The 15873-nt window shown below is 66.6% G+C and carries 14 protein-coding genes; 12 read left to right on the top strand and 2 right to left on the bottom strand.

Annotated features, from left to right (window positions below; genetic code table 11):
• Window positions 1–3 precede the first annotated feature (3 nt).
• From ACYVM4_RS05195 to ACYVM4_RS05140, 12 genes are all read left to right on the top strand, one after another.
• The gene (locus ACYVM4_RS05195) at window positions 4–504 is read left to right on the top strand and encodes an NlpC/P60 family protein (RefSeq protein ID WP_460667858.1); all 501 of its coding nucleotides are present in this window, start codon (window positions 4–6) and stop codon (window positions 502–504) included.
• Between the two features lie 135 nt (window positions 505–639).
• Entirely contained in the window at window positions 640–774 is a 135-nt protein-coding gene (locus ACYVM4_RS05190) for a hypothetical protein (RefSeq protein ID WP_460667857.1), read from the top strand.
• Window positions 775–958: 184 nt separating this feature from the next.
• Window positions 959–2605 (top strand): hypothetical protein, encoded by a 1647-nt coding sequence (locus ACYVM4_RS05185; RefSeq protein ID WP_460667856.1) that lies wholly within the window; start codon window positions 959–961, stop codon window positions 2603–2605.
• Between the two features lie 17 nt (window positions 2606–2622).
• Complete coding sequence (locus tag ACYVM4_RS05180; RefSeq protein ID WP_460667855.1) at window positions 2623–3597, top strand: conjugal transfer protein; 975 nt, start codon at window positions 2623–2625, stop codon at window positions 3595–3597.
• A 52-nt stretch (window positions 3598–3649) separates the two neighbouring features.
• Window positions 3650–3994, top strand: coding sequence for a hypothetical protein (locus ACYVM4_RS05175; RefSeq protein WP_460667854.1), 345 nt, complete (start codon window positions 3650–3652; stop codon window positions 3992–3994).
• 22 nt (window positions 3995–4016) lie between these two features.
• The gene (locus tag ACYVM4_RS05170) at window positions 4017–4529 is read left to right on the top strand and encodes a hypothetical protein (protein WP_460667853.1); all 513 of its coding nucleotides are present in this window, start codon (window positions 4017–4019) and stop codon (window positions 4527–4529) included.
• Between the two features lie 21 nt (window positions 4530–4550).
• Complete coding sequence (locus tag ACYVM4_RS05165; protein WP_460667852.1) at window positions 4551–7085, top strand: ATP-binding protein; 2535 nt, start codon at window positions 4551–4553, stop codon at window positions 7083–7085.
• Window positions 7082–9238: a hypothetical protein gene (locus ACYVM4_RS05160; RefSeq protein ID WP_460667851.1), complete on the top strand. Its 2157-nt coding sequence runs from the start codon at window positions 7082–7084 to the stop codon at window positions 9236–9238. Before ACYVM4_RS05165 ends, ACYVM4_RS05160 begins: the two co-directional genes overlap by 4 nt.
• On the top strand, window positions 9235–9921 hold the full coding sequence (locus tag ACYVM4_RS05155; protein WP_368822745.1) for a hypothetical protein: 687 nt from the start codon (window positions 9235–9237) through the stop codon (window positions 9919–9921). Before ACYVM4_RS05160 ends, ACYVM4_RS05155 begins: the two co-directional genes overlap by 4 nt.
• A gap of 6 nt (window positions 9922–9927) precedes the next feature.
• Entirely contained in the window at window positions 9928–11217 is a 1290-nt protein-coding gene (locus ACYVM4_RS05150) for a CHAP domain-containing protein (protein WP_460667850.1), read from the top strand.
• 296 nt (window positions 11218–11513) lie between these two features.
• Entirely contained in the window at window positions 11514–12713 is a 1200-nt protein-coding gene (locus ACYVM4_RS05145) for a pyridoxal phosphate-dependent aminotransferase (RefSeq protein WP_460667849.1), read from the top strand.
• The gene (locus ACYVM4_RS05140; protein ID WP_368822748.1) at window positions 12710–13669 is read left to right on the top strand and encodes a 2-hydroxyacid dehydrogenase; all 960 of its coding nucleotides are present in this window, start codon (window positions 12710–12712) and stop codon (window positions 13667–13669) included. The genes ACYVM4_RS05145 and ACYVM4_RS05140 overlap by 4 nt, the downstream gene beginning before the upstream one ends.
• A 94-nt stretch (window positions 13670–13763) precedes the next feature.
• Here the strand turns inward: ACYVM4_RS05140 and ACYVM4_RS05135 are convergent, their stop codons facing one another.
• Window positions 13764–14546, bottom strand: coding sequence for an SDR family oxidoreductase (locus tag ACYVM4_RS05135; RefSeq protein WP_460667848.1), 783 nt, complete (start codon window positions 14544–14546; stop codon window positions 13764–13766).
• A gap of 231 nt (window positions 14547–14777) precedes the next feature.
• Window positions 14778–15830 carry a DUF2278 family protein gene (locus tag ACYVM4_RS05130; protein ID WP_460667847.1) on the bottom strand — a complete coding sequence of 351 codons (1053 nt, stop codon included), beginning with the start codon at window positions 15828–15830 and terminating at the stop codon, window positions 14778–14780.
• Between the last annotated feature and the right edge of the window lie 43 nt (window positions 15831–15873).

The following is a 15873-nucleotide window of genomic DNA, read 5'->3' as shown; positions in this document are numbered from 1 at the left end:
CTCATGCCCATTTTCCAGTCCCGCACGCCCCGCCACCGCGCCCAGAGCTCGTTCCGCCTCGGACGCACCGCGATCCTGGCGGTCGCCGGCGGCGCCTTGGCGCTCAGCAGCGTGGCCCCGGCCCAGGCCGCCTCCGCCGCGGCCCCCCAGCAGCTCGTCAGCATCCAGTCCCAGTCCGACAAGGCCGCGACCATCGCCGCCGCGGCCAAGAACCAGCTGGGCGTGGGCCAGGACTGCACCGCCCTGGTCACCAAGTCCCTGCGCGCGGCCGGGATCAACCACCACGGGTGGCCGGCCTCCTACCTGAAGCTCGGCACCCAGGTCTCCGCCTCCCAGGCCCAGCCCGGTGACCTGGTCTACTACGCCAACGGCGGCATGGGCTTCGCCCACATCGCGGTGTACATCGGCGGCGGCAAGGCCGTCCACGGCGGCTGGAACGGCAACCAAACGGTCATCCAGACCGTCAACGTCGGCTCCGGCCCCGTCTACATCCGCGTGCGCTGACCCCACGCACGTGAGCAGGGAGTGCGGTTTCCGTCCCGACGGAAACCGCACACCCCAATCCCCTGAAGGGATATCCCAGGACATCGTGAGGGGCCGGTCCACGTCCACGAGGACCAGCTGCCCGAACAGGCCACGATGTCCACGGAGATCGACATCCTGCCCATCGACGACGACCCGCAGACGGTCCTCGATCTGTGCGACGAGCTTTCGGCGGTTGCCGGCCAGTGGTCGGACTTCGACCCAACGCACGGCCTCTGCCCTCGTCGATGATGAGCAAGCCGTCCGGGTTTTGGTTCACGAAGGCGCGGGGTCCTCCTGCGCGTTGACGCACGTCGCGGTACGGTTGACCTCGGCTTCGCTGCCTTCGTGCTCTCAGCTTCGCTGCGGATTCGTCCTCGGAGGTTTCGCCGATCGGCGGAACCTCTGAGCACCAATATGTCGAGGTGGAGGGGAAATGGACAACAGCCGCGAAGAAAAAATCGACCAGTGGATTCTTCAGGAGGGCATCAGGACTCATCGGCGCCGTCGAATCATCCCGTCTTCCACCAATCAGATCAGCCACACGCCTGTTGGTACCGGTCTGGACGCGATGGAAAAGGTGGCGTTCTATTTCGGGGACCGACCCGAACTGCCCATCGTCGAAATGGGACAGATCAAGGAGCACGAGGTCACCCTTTCCTTCGGCGAGGAGGTGCACCTGGACGAACCCTTCTATCCTGTCTCCGAGGAATACAAGGACCATTGGGCCATCGCCCACACCGATGCGCTCGCGCTGTCGACCGGCACCGTCTACGGGCAGCAGACCGCAGCACTGACCGCCATCGGAAACTCGGTGGCCGGGGCCAAAGTGCTGGTGAACACCAACCGCTGGGAAGTGCTCGGCTCTGTCGGTCTGGCCCGTTTTACCACCGCCATCATGGTTGGTCAGGTCATGGAGCAGGCCACTGAGCCGTGGGCCAGGAACCAGCACATCTGGCTGGTCGGCTACCGGGAGCTGGGCCCCAAGCTGGTCAGCTTCCTCACCCCGTACCACGATGAATCCCGTTTCCACCTCGTAGAATCAATGGAGCAGATCACCCCGGGGGAACTGCACGGGACATCAGCCACCATCTACGTCATGGGATCCGGCCCTGCCACCATCGAGGCCTACGACCGTATTCGATCCGAGAACGTGGGGCTGATGACCGACACTGTCGTCACCGAGCAGGCGATGTTCATTTCCGAGGACGAGGACGGCGGGGCAACCATCGTCAATGCCGGCCCGAACGGATTGAAGATCTGGCCCCATCTCGTTGCGGAAGGAGACGGTCTTTACGCGGCGATGGACATCACGTGGCACAAGCGCCGGCAGGAAGCCGAATCTGCGGCTGAAGCCGTCGAAAACCTCACGGTGCGGAACTTCCTTCCCGCAGGCGACGCCGACAAGCCGGCTGGGTCCACGAGCATCAGCGTGGAGGAACTCGAAGCCATGCTGGATCGGGAAAGCGTGATTCCCGAGCACGAGAGTAGCCTGGTGGAGAACGGGATGTCGGGGGCGCCCATCCCGGCGCCGGAGCCCGCAACTTCGGCCCCATCGGCTCAGGAGCAGGCCCCCAGGTTCACCCTCGCGCTGTTGGGCAGGCCGCAGATCTACAGTGCGGTCGGTGCCGTAGCCGGCGGTAAGCCCGCTGAAACGGTGGCCTATCTGCACCTCAATGGTTCAGCCGCAGATGCCATCACGACGAGCAGAGCACTCTGGCCGGATGAGGAAAGCGAGGGTCCCGCCGCACGCACGCGACGGACACGCACGGCAAAGAAGATCAAGGACACGTTGCCGGAGATCTTCCGCAATGAGGTCGAGTGGAGGATTGGCCGGCTTGACACCGATATCGAGTGGATCGTTGCCACCTTGACCGGGAGCAGTGATCCTCAGCGAATACTCGACGCCTGCGAGCTGGTGGACGCGCCCTTGCGGACATGTGCGCAATGGGCAGACCGACACCGGTCCCGCATAGCGGATGAGCTTCGCCAAATCTTATGGGACGTTGAGAACCAGGCGCTCGCATCCGACCAGGTCGAGATCGCCGAGGCATCGCGGCAGGCATCGCACAGGCTGCAGTGACAAAGGAACCCCCCGCAATGACAGAGAAAATCAACCCCCTCAAGAGAAGACTGCCCACAGCGGGTTCGTCCACCGTGGATGCGCGTCGTGGATCGAGGCAGGAGCGGCGGCCCCGGAGCACGACCGGCGACGGAACCGTCATCCAGTCCGGTGCCTCGGCCGCGGGGAAGTGGTTGGTCTACGGCCTCATCGTCCTCATGGGCCTGGGCTCACTGTGCGGTGTCCTGGCCTTCATCCGGCCCGCCCCCGCAGCCCAACCGGTTGCCGCTCCTGGCGTGAGCACCCAGCAACAGGAGGCCGGCGCCCTGGCGCAGGCTTACCTGTCAGCCTGGTTGACGGCCACCAGCGATGATCACGCCGCACTCGACGAGTTCAGCCCGGAAGCCGGGGCGGGGCTCCGGGGCCGAAGCCCCATCAGCTACCGCGATCTGACCGTGGCGAGCGTGGAGGATGCGCCGGGGGACATGACAACCGTGGTCGTCTCCGCCTCCATCGAGACCACCAAGGACGAGGACGGGGAAGAGGTGACCTCCTGGACGCCATACTGGTATCAGGTCGCCGTGCAGGCTGACGGGGACACGTTGGCTCCCGTCGGACTGCCGACGCCGGTCTCGATGCCCGCCATCGGGTCCTCCCCCGAGCTCGGATATCCCGGCCGCGTGGTGGACAGGGACTTGCAGGCCACAGTGGACGACTTCATGACGGCATACCTCACCGGACAGGGCGATGTGACCCGAGTCGTCTCCCCGGAATCGACCATCACTGCCATCACCCCCGCCTACTGGACCCGGGCCACGGTGAGAACCTTGACATCGACCGAGGAGATTGCGGATTCCGACCCGGCTGATGGTCGAACAGCCGAACTGCTGGTCAACGTCGATCTCACCCGGGATGAAACCACCAAGCCCGCCCAGTACGTGCTGGGCATGAACGTCCGGGACGGGCGCTGGGAAGTCCAGTCGCTCAACTCCGCCCCGGCACTGAGCAACTGAGCAACTGAGCAACCGACTGACACACCGAAGACGACCCCCGAGGAGCACCCCCGTGTTTACTTCCGCCGCCACCGTGCACGTGGTTCAGGCCACGGCCTCGATCCAGGCCACCGGTCTTTTCGACTGGGTCAACGACAAGACCGCTCAGACCCAGACAGCCATTCAGGGCATACTGATCGTGCTCGGGCTGCTCGTGGCCATCATCATCGCCTGGCGGGGCAAGAACGTCGGGTCCGTCATCATGGGTGTCGTCATCGGCGGTCTCATCGCCGCGCTGCCCGCCCTGATCATGTTCTTCGCCGGAGCGGCCCAGCAGGAGACCACCGCCACGGGGACCAGCGTTGCCACCGGTCAGGTGGTTGCCTGTGCTCCGGCCGCTGTCCTGGCCAGGGCATGAGAACTGAACGGGAAGCGACCTCATGAGCACCCATGATCACGTGCAGACCGGGAAGTTCTACACCGCGGCGCGCAAGTTCCAGCAACTCATCGGTGTGACCCCCACGGGTGAGGCGATTCCCGGGGGGCCCTACACCGTGACGCAGTTCGTCGTCGGGATCATGGTCCTGGTGACCGGATTCATCACCCGCCCGATCTGGAGCCAGGGGACGATCGCCGATGTTCTGTACATCGCCGCCGCAGCCATCGGCATCACCTACGGGGTCGGCAAGCTCCCTCGCTCACGCCGGTCGATCATCAATCTCATCAACTGCTGCATCACCCTGATGTCGCGGCCGCGGACAGGCAAGTACCGCGGCCGGGGAATTCCCACCTCCTACTCGAGAACCAAGGCAAGACCGGCGAACAAGATCCCGTCCGACGACACCACGGTCAAAGATGCGACACGGGACGACCGGAACGCGCCGACCGTCCGGCAGATGCCGATCAATTGCGGGTTGGATCGGCTGACGGCCGACATGACCACCGCGCGCTGAAGAATCGCAAGGAGCGCTCTCATGGCCGACACCATCCGCCAGCCCATCCGCTGGATGCGCGAAAACGTCTTCGTCACCCGCGACGGCGTGGCCTACGGGATCTGGCAGCTGGACGGGCAGGCCTACGGTCTCGGCACCATCGCGCAGAAAGAGTCCGTGCGCGCCAAGCACCAGGACCTCTTTCAGGCGCTGACCGGAGAGGTGATGCTGCTCGGGCTCGTCACCAGCAGCTCTCCCGACACCCTGATGGGCAAGATGCTCCAGGACGTCGAGCGCCCCTCTCAGCAGTGGTTGGAGGAGTGCAGCCTGACCTATCAGGACCTGTCCGAGAACCCGTCGGGTGAGCGGCTGTACTTCCTCATCACCCCGCTCTCCTACAAGACCCCGAACGAGCTGTGGAGCAACTTCCGCCGCTCCTTCGACCTGACCGTCTCGGAGATCGCCCGGCTTCCGATCAGACCGCCGGCGGAGCGGGCCTTCAATACCTGGAAGACCCGCATGTCCCTGATCGAGAAGAACATCCCGGCCACCTTCCACCCGCAGAGAGTCGGCATCACAGCGGTTCGGTGGATCACCGACCACCTGGTGAGCCGTGGTGCGGCCCTGAACCTGCCCTACGAGCACAAAGACGTGACGGAGGTCGGGGACTGGATCAACCCCTCCAGCTGCCTGCCGGACCCGCTTCTGGACGAGGGCGGGTTGAGCGACATGCCCGACGAGAAGCTGCCCCAGACCAAACTGTTCAAGCGGCGTTTCCTCAAGGTCGAGACCGGTGACACCGAGCCCTCCTACCAACAGTTCTCCATCATGGGGCTCACGCCCCAGGCAGGATTCGTCTTTCCCGGCGCCGAGTTCATCAACTTCGCCGCCTCGATCTCCCACGACATCGACTTCGCCCTGCGACTGGTCATCACTCCGGCCGAGAGGGTCAAGGCCAAGAACCGCAGGGCGGAGCACAATCTCAAGGACCAGTACCGGCAGCGCCAGTCGGGAAGCGACTCCATCGTCGGTGGGAGCGGGGACATCGACAAGTCGGCCCGGGCCCTCCAGGAGTACGTCGCCGATCTGAGCGCCACCGATCGTGAGGTCGAGGTCGCCGCGTCGATCATCTTTTCCTCCGCCGCCCCCGATGCGGACATCGCCATGGACGAGATGAAGGACCTGCGCGACCTCTACACCTCCGACGAATGGACCCTCGACGTTCCGCTGGGAGGTCAGGAGAAGCTGTTCTGGGACTTCTGGCCCGGCTCGACGATCTCCTCCGTCTCCAACGAATTCGCGCAGATCACCACGGGCCGCAACTTCTCCATGGGCGTGCCGTTGACCAACGACCTGCTGGGAATGCCGCACGGCTTCCGGTTCGCCACCAACGTGACCACCGGGCGGTTCTCTCCGCTGCTGCTCAATCTGGCCGGCCTGGCGGAGAACGACATCTCTGGCAGCATGGGGTTCCTCGGTGAGCTGGGGTCGGGCAAATCCGTGGCGATGAAAACGGTGGCCAGCCACAGCATCGACCGCAACGCCCAGATGATCGCGGTCGATCACTCCGACAACCAGGAGTGGGCGGCACTGGCCCGGTCGCTGACCCACGCCAACGTCATCGACTTCATGCGGCCCGACTGGTCACTGGACCCCCTGCGGATCTACGGCCACCCCACACTGCGGGTGCGCGAGACCCTGAACCTCCTTACCATGATGCTCGGTGTCTCGGTCAAGGACGACGAGGGGGTGGTGCTCAACGCCGAGCTGAAGAAGCTGCTGAACAAGGATCTCGAGATCGGATCGCTGAGTCAGCTCAGGCACCACCTCGGCTCCAGTGCCGTCGACCAGGCCGACCGCCACGTGGCTCGCCGAATCGCACGGCTGATGGACGTGTTCGCCGACATCGACTTCGGCGCGACCTTCTTCGACCCCGCACTGCCGCCGATGAACTTCTCCGCCCAGGCCACGGTCTTCTGCACGCACGGAATGGCGCTGCCGAACACGGACGAGCTGAACAACGCCCAGGCGCGCAAGGAGATGAGCATCGACAAGACGATGGGGCGGTCCTCCTACGCCTACCTCGCCAGCGTCGGGCGGAACATCATGTACGCCGACGACTCCCAGGAGACCCTGTTCGCCGTGGACGAGTGCCACCACATGACCGGTTCCCCCGAAGGCACCGCCACCATCAGCGAGGCGCTGAAGACCGGGCGCAAGCACAAGGGAGCCGTGGTGCTGGGCACGCACTCCGCCTCGGAACTGGGCCCGCCGCAGCTGCGCGGCCTGATCCCGCAACGAGGTGTCTTCCGCACCCGTGACACCGAGATGGCCAAGCAGAACCTCATGTGGCTGGACCCCAGCTATGCCATCGAGGAGTACGTGGACCTGGTGACGAGGGACCTGTCACCGATGGATTCTTCCGGCACGGTGCCCGTGCACCGCCGCGGTGAAGGCCTGTTCCGCGACCACCTCAACCGCATCGGCAAGATCAAGGTCCTGATACCCCAGGCTGAGAACCGCGCCAGGACGGTCCTGACCAGTCCCCCCAGAGCACGGATCGAGGCCCAGACGTGAAGACGATCTCGAGCACCCCCGCCGAGGACGCTCTGCTGCACCTGTGGGTGTGGCTGAGCATCCACCGCAGGACCCGGGCGGTGCTGGCCGTGGTGTTCACCTGCCTCGTCTGCCAGATGATCAACACCGCTCCGGCCCTTGCCGCTGAGGATGATTCGGCTCCGCAGACCTCCATCGACACCTACTGGCTGCCCCTGGCCGACGTCACCGACACCCACGGCGTGCCCGTGGGCAGGTACACGGAGCTGCCCCTCGACTACGGCCAGACCGTCTACGTCACCCGTCAGATCCGCGGCATCCTCATGCGCCTGGCCTGGATGATCTACACGCTGGTGGTCTACAGCATTCTCGCCCTGTGCGACTTCATCCTGTCGCTGGAGTGGGTGGACTGGATCCTCTCCCCGTTCGTCCTCCTGTCCAACACCGTGCAAGGACTGTTGACCCAGACCGGGATCGTGGGCCTGGGAATCTTCATCGCCGCCGTGGTGATCGCCTGGGGTCTCATCCGGGGCAAGATGGGCGCGGCCATCGCCGAGATCGCTCTCGTCGCCCTGTTCGCCGGGCTCGTCTCCACCCCCATCGCCAACCCCAGCGAGCACATCAAGTCGTGGATCAGCACGTCCGCCGAGTACGGCACCGAAGCCGGGACGGCCACCGTGGCGGGCACCGAGGAGGGGGCTCCGGCCTCCGCCAGCCCGGTCTCCGGTCCGATCATCGACCTCACGGTGCGCCACCCTGCCCTGGTGCTCTCGTTCGGCTCCACCCTCGAGGGCGACCAGTGCGCCCGGATCTGGGACGACCAGGCCACGTCCGACGCCGATACGGAGAAGCTGCGCAAGTCCGTGGTGGGCTGCAACGACGAGTTGAAGGCGGCCAACGAGACCGACAACTTCGTGGTGTTCGCATTCCTGTTGATCTTCTGGATATCGACCGGTGGGCTCATGGCCCTGATCGTCGTCTTCCTGGCCTTCCTGCTCAAGGATGTCGTGCTGGCCGGACTGGGGCTCATCAACACGGTGTTCCGGGCCCACCTGGCGGTGTTCCCGGGCGGCGGGCGCCAAGCATTCATCAATGCCGTGCTGCAGCTGCTCGTCAACGTGTTCATGGTCGGGGCCTACATCTTCTTGATCAGCCTCTACCTGTGGCTGGTCGGCAAGTTCACCGATTCCTTCGGTGGAACCGCGATGATGATCGGCAACCTGATCTTCGGTTTCGTCCTGATCGCCATGGCCCTCACGTTCTGGAACGTCAAGCGGCAGGGCAAGTCGGTCGCCGAGAAGATCGCCCGTGCGCTGGGCAGTTCTCCGCTCAACCACGCCGCTCCTCTCCAGCCCTCGGGGTTCTCCCGCAGTGCCACACAGCTTGCCAGCTCCGGCAAGAAGGCCGCAGCCAAGCAGATCCGCCGCCGGTATGTGGGCAAGGGACTCCAGACGGCAGCCGCCTCAGCAGCAGCTCCCGCCACCGCGGGGGCCAGCGTCGTCGCCGCGCGCGCGGCGGCTGCCGGGTGGTTCGTCGCCGGCAGCCTCTACAACGCCCACGCCAGTGCCGGCACCAGGCCCGGTTCCGCGGCGTCACCGCGCACCCACACGGCTCCGGTGCGTTCCGCCAGGGCACTTGAGGCCGGCCCCACCGGCCACGAGCAGAGCGTGCGCGATGAGAACGGGGCGATCCCGATAGGACACCTGGCTCCTCAGGACGCCTTCCCGAGCTCGCAGACCGCAGAGCAGGAGCACGACGTCGCCCAAGCGCGCTCGTTGCGCACCCCCGAGCGGGTGGAGCCCGCTGCCGGAGACCGGGTGCCCGTGACCGCTCGCGCGTTTCCTGCTGCCGAGTCCAGCGCCACGGCGGACACACTGTCCTCCGAGGCCGCTCGGCACCCGGCCACGGAGCCCACACGGAAGCGCTCGACGATGCCGGCCGGCCAGTACGGCTCAGTGCGCGTGAACCGCAACGGCACGACCAACAACGTGCTGAGCGGGCAACTCGTCAACTCTGTTCCCGAGGGGACCAGAGTCCTCCGCGTCTGGGACGTCGAAGAATCCACCCCGGCCCAGAACCGCCGCCGCCGTCAGGCCGCGACGCACCCGGCCACGTACCAGGCGCGGGCTCGCTCACGGGCCAACCGTGCAGCAGAAAGGGGTGACATCCGATGACGGCGAAGAGCACGGCATGGGCGGCGTTCCTGGTGGCAGCGGCACTGATCGTGGCCGTGCACTTCCTCAGAACTCCGCTCCCGGCTCCGGACGCCGCGGCGGAACAGCAGGAACAGCAGCAGTCGGAAACCGCCCAGAGCCCCCAGAGCAGCCTTGAGGGCTCCAGCAGCCCCACCTCGAGGTCCGAGGTGGACAGGGCCAACGGATTCGCCCAGCCCTCCCCGGACCACGCGCAGGCCCCGGAGACGGCAGGACCCCGGCAGTACGAGCGGCAGACCATCGCGCCCTCGTCCGTCCCGGAACCGGACGAGAACGACCCGGCCGCAGTGGCCGAGGCATTCCTGACGGTCTACAACACCCGCAGCGCTGAGACGGACAAGAGCTGGCAGGAGACTGTTCCGCAGTGGTTGACCCCGGACCTCGCCCAGCAGCTTCCCAGCGTCAGCAACGGGGCACTGGAGGGCAAGACCCCCACCGCAGTCCGTGCCGTCGCCATCAAGGGCAACGTCGAGGACTGGGGTTCTGACACTTCTCTACGCTGGGCCCACCATGCCGACGTCACCGTGGACACCCAGGACGACGGGACGTACGTGCTGGCCTTCCGCGTGCGATCGCAGCTCACCGACCAGGGCTGGCTGATCAACGCGGCCCCCCTCGACAACTGGCACCGAATCGACGAATAGCGCTCCATGACCAGCGAAGAATCCCGAGCACAGGACACTGGAAAACCGCTGTGGAAGCCCCTGGTCGCCGTCCTCGTCATCGGCTTCTTCTTCGTCGGAAGCCTCATCGTCGTGGTGACTTTTGTGGTCGGCTCCATCGGGTACAGCAACCATTCGCAGAGGTGCGAATCAGGATCAACGGTCAACCCGGCCATCGGTGCCGTCGACGACGGGCTCGACGTGCCCGAAGAGCTTCACGACGAGCAGCTCCGGAACGCCAGGATCATCGACAGGACGGCCGCAGCCCTCGGCTTGTCCGGTCAGGCATCGAAGATCGCCATCATCGCTGCGATGGGTGAATCCACCCTGCTCAACCTCGACTTCGGTGACGAAGGACAGGGGGTGACGAACCCCGACGGCACTGCGACCACGAGCAAGGGGCTTTTCCAGCAGCAGACGAGCCAGGGGTGGGGCACCGTCGAGCAGGTGACCGATCCCGAGTACGCGACCAAGAGCTTCCTGCTCGGCCCCCAGCACGACGGCGCTTCCCGCGGTCTTGTCACGGTCTCCGGGTGGGAGACCGGAGAGATCACCCATGTGATCCACCGGGTACAGCGAAACTCCAACGCGAATCACTACGCCGACAGCTACGGCCCGGCGGAGAGGATCATCCGGGAGGCCGGCATCGACGTCCACCGCTCGGCCGACGAGGAGGACCAAGAACAGTGGCGCAGCACGGAGGCCCGCTCCCCGGAGGATGCCGCGGCCGCCGGCAGCACCCAAGGATCTGTCGCCGACATCGACGGGTGTGCCTCCGACGGCGGTGGTCGAGCCGGGGTGCCCGGCACGTCAGCGCACGGCAGGAACACCTATCCGTGGGACGATTTCACTCCGGCGCCCGGGGTCTACAACGTGGACCCGGTCAGATTCTTCTACGGTGAATGCACCAGCTACGCCGCTTGGAAAGTGAACGAGCTGATGGGCGGCAGTCCCACCGACATCATTTTCGACAACGGCTATGGCGGTCACACAAAGGGCAACGGCGGGGAATGGAAATCAGCGTGGGAAGCAGCGGGCTGGACGGTCTCCAACGTTCCCCGGGTGGATTCAGTGGCGTGGTGGGGGCCCAACAGCGGTGCGGGAGTCGGCGCGGCCGGTCACGTCGGCTGGGTCGATGAAATCACGGAGGACGGCAAAGTGATCATCTCCGAGTACAACAATTCCTACTACGCGCCCCCGGGCCACCGGTACAGCCGCCGCTCCGTCGCCATCGACCCTGGTCAGGTCGGCGCCTACCTCTACGTGCCGGAGAGATAGCCAGGACTCAACCTCCAATGCCGCGAACACTGCTGCACCCTCCACCCGTCCCGGACCACCCGTGCTGGGTGTGCGCCTCGACATGCTGATCGCGCCCTCGGTACTGGGCCACCAGGGCTGACTGTCACCCAGGCGTGCGGCGAAGCGTTCGGTGCGACGGAGAGGAGCTGCCGGCGCTCGCCGCCTCCCTGCGGGATTTCAACCCCGAATCACCCTTCCCAAGCTGATATATGAGTCGTATGCTCAGTGCGGATCCCCGGAGGATCGATCGCCAACTCGACGAGGAGTGGAACAGCATGCGGGAACTCGCGCATCGGCTCGACCGGCTGGGCACCGAAACCGCCTTCAGTGTCGCCCAGGCTGCTGCCGCCTGGAAGGCACAGGGGAACCGCGTGTACCCCTTCCACCTCGGCGACATCAACATCCCGACGGCGCCGCACATCGTCGAGGCGATGAACCGGGCGATCGCCGACGGCTACACGGGCTACTGCCCCGGCCCCGGCATCCCGCAGCTGCGCGAGGCCCTCGCCGAGGACCTCGGCTCGCGTCGTGGCATCGATCTCACGCCCGACAACGTCGTCGTGATGACGGGTGGCAAGCCCGTCATCACGAAGTTCCTGCAGGCGGTCATGAACCCCGGCGAGGAGGTGCTCTACCCGAACCCCGGCTTCCCGATCTACGAGTCACAGATCGAGTACCTCGGCGGCACGGCCGTGCCGTACCGCTACCTCCCCACGCCGGAGGGCTTCGCGATCGACCTCGATCAAGTGCGCGCGTCGATCACCCCGAACACGGTCGCCATCATCTACAACGACCTGCAGAACCCCATCTCGGCCGAGTCGACGGCGGCGGAGCGCGAGGCCATCGCGCAGCTCGCCCAGGAGCACAACCTCTGGGTGCTCTCCGACGAGGCCTACTTCGAAACACGCTACGAGGGGGTCTCGAGCTCGATCGCGTCGCTCCCCGGCATGGCGGAGCGCACCGTCATCCTCTACACGTTCAGCAAGAAGTTCGCCATGACCGGTTCCCGCCTCGGCTGCGCCGTCGCGCCGGTCGAGCTCGCCAAGGTGCTCAGCACGCTCAACACCAACGACGAGTCCTGCACCACGCACTACGTGCAGTGGGCCGGCATCGAAGCACTCCGCGGTACGCAAGAACCCGTGCAGCAGATGCTCGACGTCCTGCGCGAGCGCCGGGACGCCGCCTGTGAGCTCGTGAACGCCACTCCTGGCATGCACGTGGCCGTACCGCAGTCGACCTTCTACCTGTTCCCCGACGTCACCGCTGCCATGGAGCGCATGGGTTACACGGCGGTCGGCGACTTCGCCACGGCGGCGCTGCACGAGACCGGCGTCTCCTTCTGCACCCGGGAGCACTTCGGCCGGCGCCAGCCCGGCGAGGAGCAGCAGTACATCCGGCTCGCCTACTCGGGCATCGACGTCCCCGACATCCGCGACGGCCTCGGCCGCCTGTGCCAGTGGATCGAGTCGGCATGAGCCGGGTCGTCGTCACAGGACGCGTGCCCGACGCCGCGATCGAGAAGCTCCGCGCCCAGCACGAGGTCGATGCCTGGCCGGGTCCGGAGTCGATCAGCCGCGAGGAGCTCCTGCGCCGAGTGTCCGGCGCCGATGCCGTCGTGAGCCTGCTCACCGAACGCATCGACGCCGAGCTGCTCGACGCCGCCGGGCCGCAGCTCAAAGTGGTCGCGAACGTCGCCGTCGGCTACGACAACATCGACGTGCCGGCCTGCACCGACCGGGACGTCGTGGCCACCAACACACCCGGTGTGCTCACGGAGGCGACTGCCGACATCGCGCTCGGCCTCATCCTCATGGCGACCCGCCGGCTCGGCGAGGCGGAACGGCTCATCCGCTCCGGCCAGGCCTGGAAGTGGGGCATGTTCTTCCTGCTCGGCAGCAGCCTGCAGGGCAAGACCCTCGGCGTCGTCGGCATGGGCGGCATCGGTCAGGCGACCGCGCGCCGGGCCAAGGCCTTCGGCATGGAGGTCGTCTACCAGTCGCGCAGCGAGATCGATCCCGGGATCGCCGCCGAGCTGGGTGCCCGGCGGGTCGATCTCGACGAGCTGCTGACCGTCTCCGACGTCGTGTCGCTGCACTGCCCCTACGGGTCCGCCACACATCACCTGATCGGCACCGAGCAGCTGGCGGCGATGAAGGACTCGGCGTACCTCGTCAACACCGCGCGCGGACCGATCGTCGACGAAGCGGCGCTCGCGTCCGCGCTGCGCGAGGGCCGGATCGCGGGTGCCGGACTGGACGTCTTCGAGCACGAGCCCCAGGTGCATCCCGAGCTGCTGGAGCTCGACAATGTGGTCCTGGTGCCGCATCTGGGCTCCGCCACCGTGGAGACGCGCACCGCGATGGCGGTGCTCGCCGCCGACAACGTGCTCGCCGTGCTGGCCGGGGAACGTCCGCCCGCACCGATCGGTTAGCTGCAGGACGGCCGACTCCACCTCGAGCGGCGCAGGATTCCGGCGCCACATCCCCCGCAAGGACGGCCGCGGCGGTGACGCGGGCGACCGTGCCTCACGAGGTGCCGCGAAGCCAGTCCTCGAACCGGGTCGGGGCGGTCGTGAAGTCGCCCCGGGGCAGGAGGCCTCCGTTGCCGAGGGGTGTGAAGGACACCGGCACCCGGAGGACCTTCCGGCTTCCTCCTCGGTGCTGGTCGATCGCGCGGGCCAGCTCTGCCATGTCGCGGACCTCGGGCCCGGCGATGACGGCGTCGTCGGATGTCGCGGCGCCGCCGGGGGCCAGGGCGCGGTCGGCGACGAACGCGGCGGCCTCGTCGGCGGCCAGCGGCCGGGAGCGCATCCCCGGCACCACGGAGAGCGGGCCGATGCGGATCTGCGACAGCAGGGTCTCGGCCAGTTCGTACCACTGCGCCGAGGCCACGAACGTGACCGGGACCGGTCCGGCACGGTAGGTCTGCTCCTGAGCGGCCTTGCCCGCGTAGTAGCCCAGCCACCGGTGCACCTCCGGTTCTCGGGCGTTGAGGATCGTGACGCACACGATCCGGGACACCCCGTTCCGCTGGGCCGCCGCCAGCACATTGCGTGCGGTGGTGGCGAAGAAGTCGACGGCGCGCTTGCGGGACGGCGTCGGCAGATGGAGGCAGTCCACCACGGTGGAGACCCCGTCGAACGCGGCGTCCAGGCCCTCACCGGAGTAGACGTCGATGCCCTGCCCTCGCGAGACCTCCACGACGTCGACGCCTCTCTCGCGCAGGTGCGCCACCACCCGTCCGCCCAACTGCCCGGTCGCGCCCAGGACCGCCACCTTCCGGCGATCGCTCTCACCCGTGCTCTCCACCGTTCACCCACCTTTTCCCGTCCGCCCGCACTTCGGTGCTGATGGCGTCGATTCTCCCCGCCTGCCTGTTCTGCCGCGAGTGTTCCCTTTCCCGCTGGCATCGACGTCCTGCCACCTGGCAAGGAGCATGAACCCATGGTCAGCGATGGGGCCGTCATCGTGTTCGACGAGACCTCCCCCTTGGGGCTCGGGGTGGCCTGCGAGGCCGGGGAAATCGACCGCTCCGCCGCGTCAGAAGGCGATCGAGAACCCCGGGAGCGACGCTTCCACCTGCGTGTACGCGACACCGTCGACGCGCAGTCCCTCAGCGTTGAGAAGCGTGATCTGGCCTCCCTTGTTCGACAGGACAACGGGCGCCTCCAGGGTGATCCGGAGGGTGTCGCCCGCGGCGACCGAACCGGACAGCGCCATGGCGTTCTTGTCGCGATCCAGCAGCCGCCAACCGGCCAGGTCCACGGTCCTGTCCGTGACGTTGAGCAGGGTCACCGTCTCGATCTCGGGGGAGCCGACGGGGTTCGCCAGGGCGGCGACGATGCGCACGGCACCGTCCGGCGCCTCCGGCGTCGGGAGACCACCGGCCTCGAACGGTCGCAGTGTGATGCCCGCGTCCGAGGGCGGACCGCTGACCTCCGGGCCGATCCGGTGCCCCGTCACGTCGTCCGTGTGCCACGACTGGGACTGGAACTTGAGGAACACGCCCACCCACTGGGCCTGTTCGGGGAAGTGCAGGAGCAGGGCACCGTCCTGATAGACGCCGTCGTCGTCGACGAACCGGCCGACGTTCCCCTGGTTCATGTGGATGTCGTGGACCCCGTTGCCCGGCAGGAACCCGAAGATCTTGTCCTTCTTGCCCCGTTCCGGTCCCCAGCGCTCGCCGAATGCGTACACGATCGCCGACTCGTCGCCCATCGCACGCTGGATGTAGTGGTCGATCTTCTCGTTCAGGTCGTTGTCGGGGCCGGGGATGTCGAACGGCAGCGGCACCATCTGGCGCGGGTCGAACAGATTGGACCGGATGTAGTCCAGGGCAGGACCGCCCGGCTTCGAGGCGAGGTCGTGCCAGCCCAGCTCCAGGGCTTCCAGCTGCGGCAGGACAGGGTGCGTGAACCGCGGGTCGACGAGGTACTCGACCTCCGAGGGGCTCAGCGCTGACCGGACGTTGACCGCGATGCGGTAGTCGGTGTCGTCGTCGACGACATGGATCTGGTAGTGGGGATTGCGCCCACTGCCCAGTGCGCGATTGATGGCACTTCCTTTGAGGACTCCGTAGTTCTTCAAGGGCATTTCGGGCTCCACCTCTGTGCGGGCTCACGACAGGTAGGAGCCA

The sequence above is a fragment of the Kocuria himachalensis genome, from assembly GCF_054784195.1.
Note: the sequence above shows the minus strand (reverse complement) of the source record. Positions and strands in the feature narration are given on the sequence as shown.

Excerpts from the sequence above, each read along its gene's own strand:
- ACYVM4_RS05180 (WP_460667855.1), top strand. The coding sequence starts at position 2,623 with ATGACAGAGAAAATCAACCCCCTCAAGAGAAGACTGCCCACAGCGGGT.
- ACYVM4_RS05185 (WP_460667856.1), top strand. The coding sequence starts at position 959 with ATGGACAACAGCCGCGAAGAAAAAATCGACCAGTGGATTCTTCAGGAG.
- ACYVM4_RS05155 (WP_368822745.1), top strand. The coding sequence starts at position 9,235 with ATGACGGCGAAGAGCACGGCATGGGCGGCGTTCCTGGTGGCAGCGGCA.
- ACYVM4_RS05190 (WP_460667857.1), top strand. The coding sequence starts at position 640 with ATGTCCACGGAGATCGACATCCTGCCCATCGACGACGACCCGCAGACG.
- ACYVM4_RS05145 (WP_460667849.1), top strand. The coding sequence starts at position 11,514 with ATGCGGGAACTCGCGCATCGGCTCGACCGGCTGGGCACCGAAACCGCC.
- ACYVM4_RS05130 (WP_460667847.1), bottom strand. The coding sequence starts at position 15,830 with ATGCCCTTGAAGAACTACGGAGTCCTCAAAGGAAGTGCCATCAATCGC.
- ACYVM4_RS05195 (WP_460667858.1), top strand. The coding sequence starts at position 4 with ATGCCCATTTTCCAGTCCCGCACGCCCCGCCACCGCGCCCAGAGCTCG.
- ACYVM4_RS05165 (WP_460667852.1), top strand. The coding sequence starts at position 4,551 with ATGGCCGACACCATCCGCCAGCCCATCCGCTGGATGCGCGAAAACGTC.
- ACYVM4_RS05150 (WP_460667850.1), top strand. The coding sequence starts at position 9,928 with ATGACCAGCGAAGAATCCCGAGCACAGGACACTGGAAAACCGCTGTGG.
- ACYVM4_RS05140 (WP_368822748.1), top strand. The coding sequence starts at position 12,710 with ATGAGCCGGGTCGTCGTCACAGGACGCGTGCCCGACGCCGCGATCGAG.
- ACYVM4_RS05170 (WP_460667853.1), top strand. The coding sequence starts at position 4,017 with ATGAGCACCCATGATCACGTGCAGACCGGGAAGTTCTACACCGCGGCG.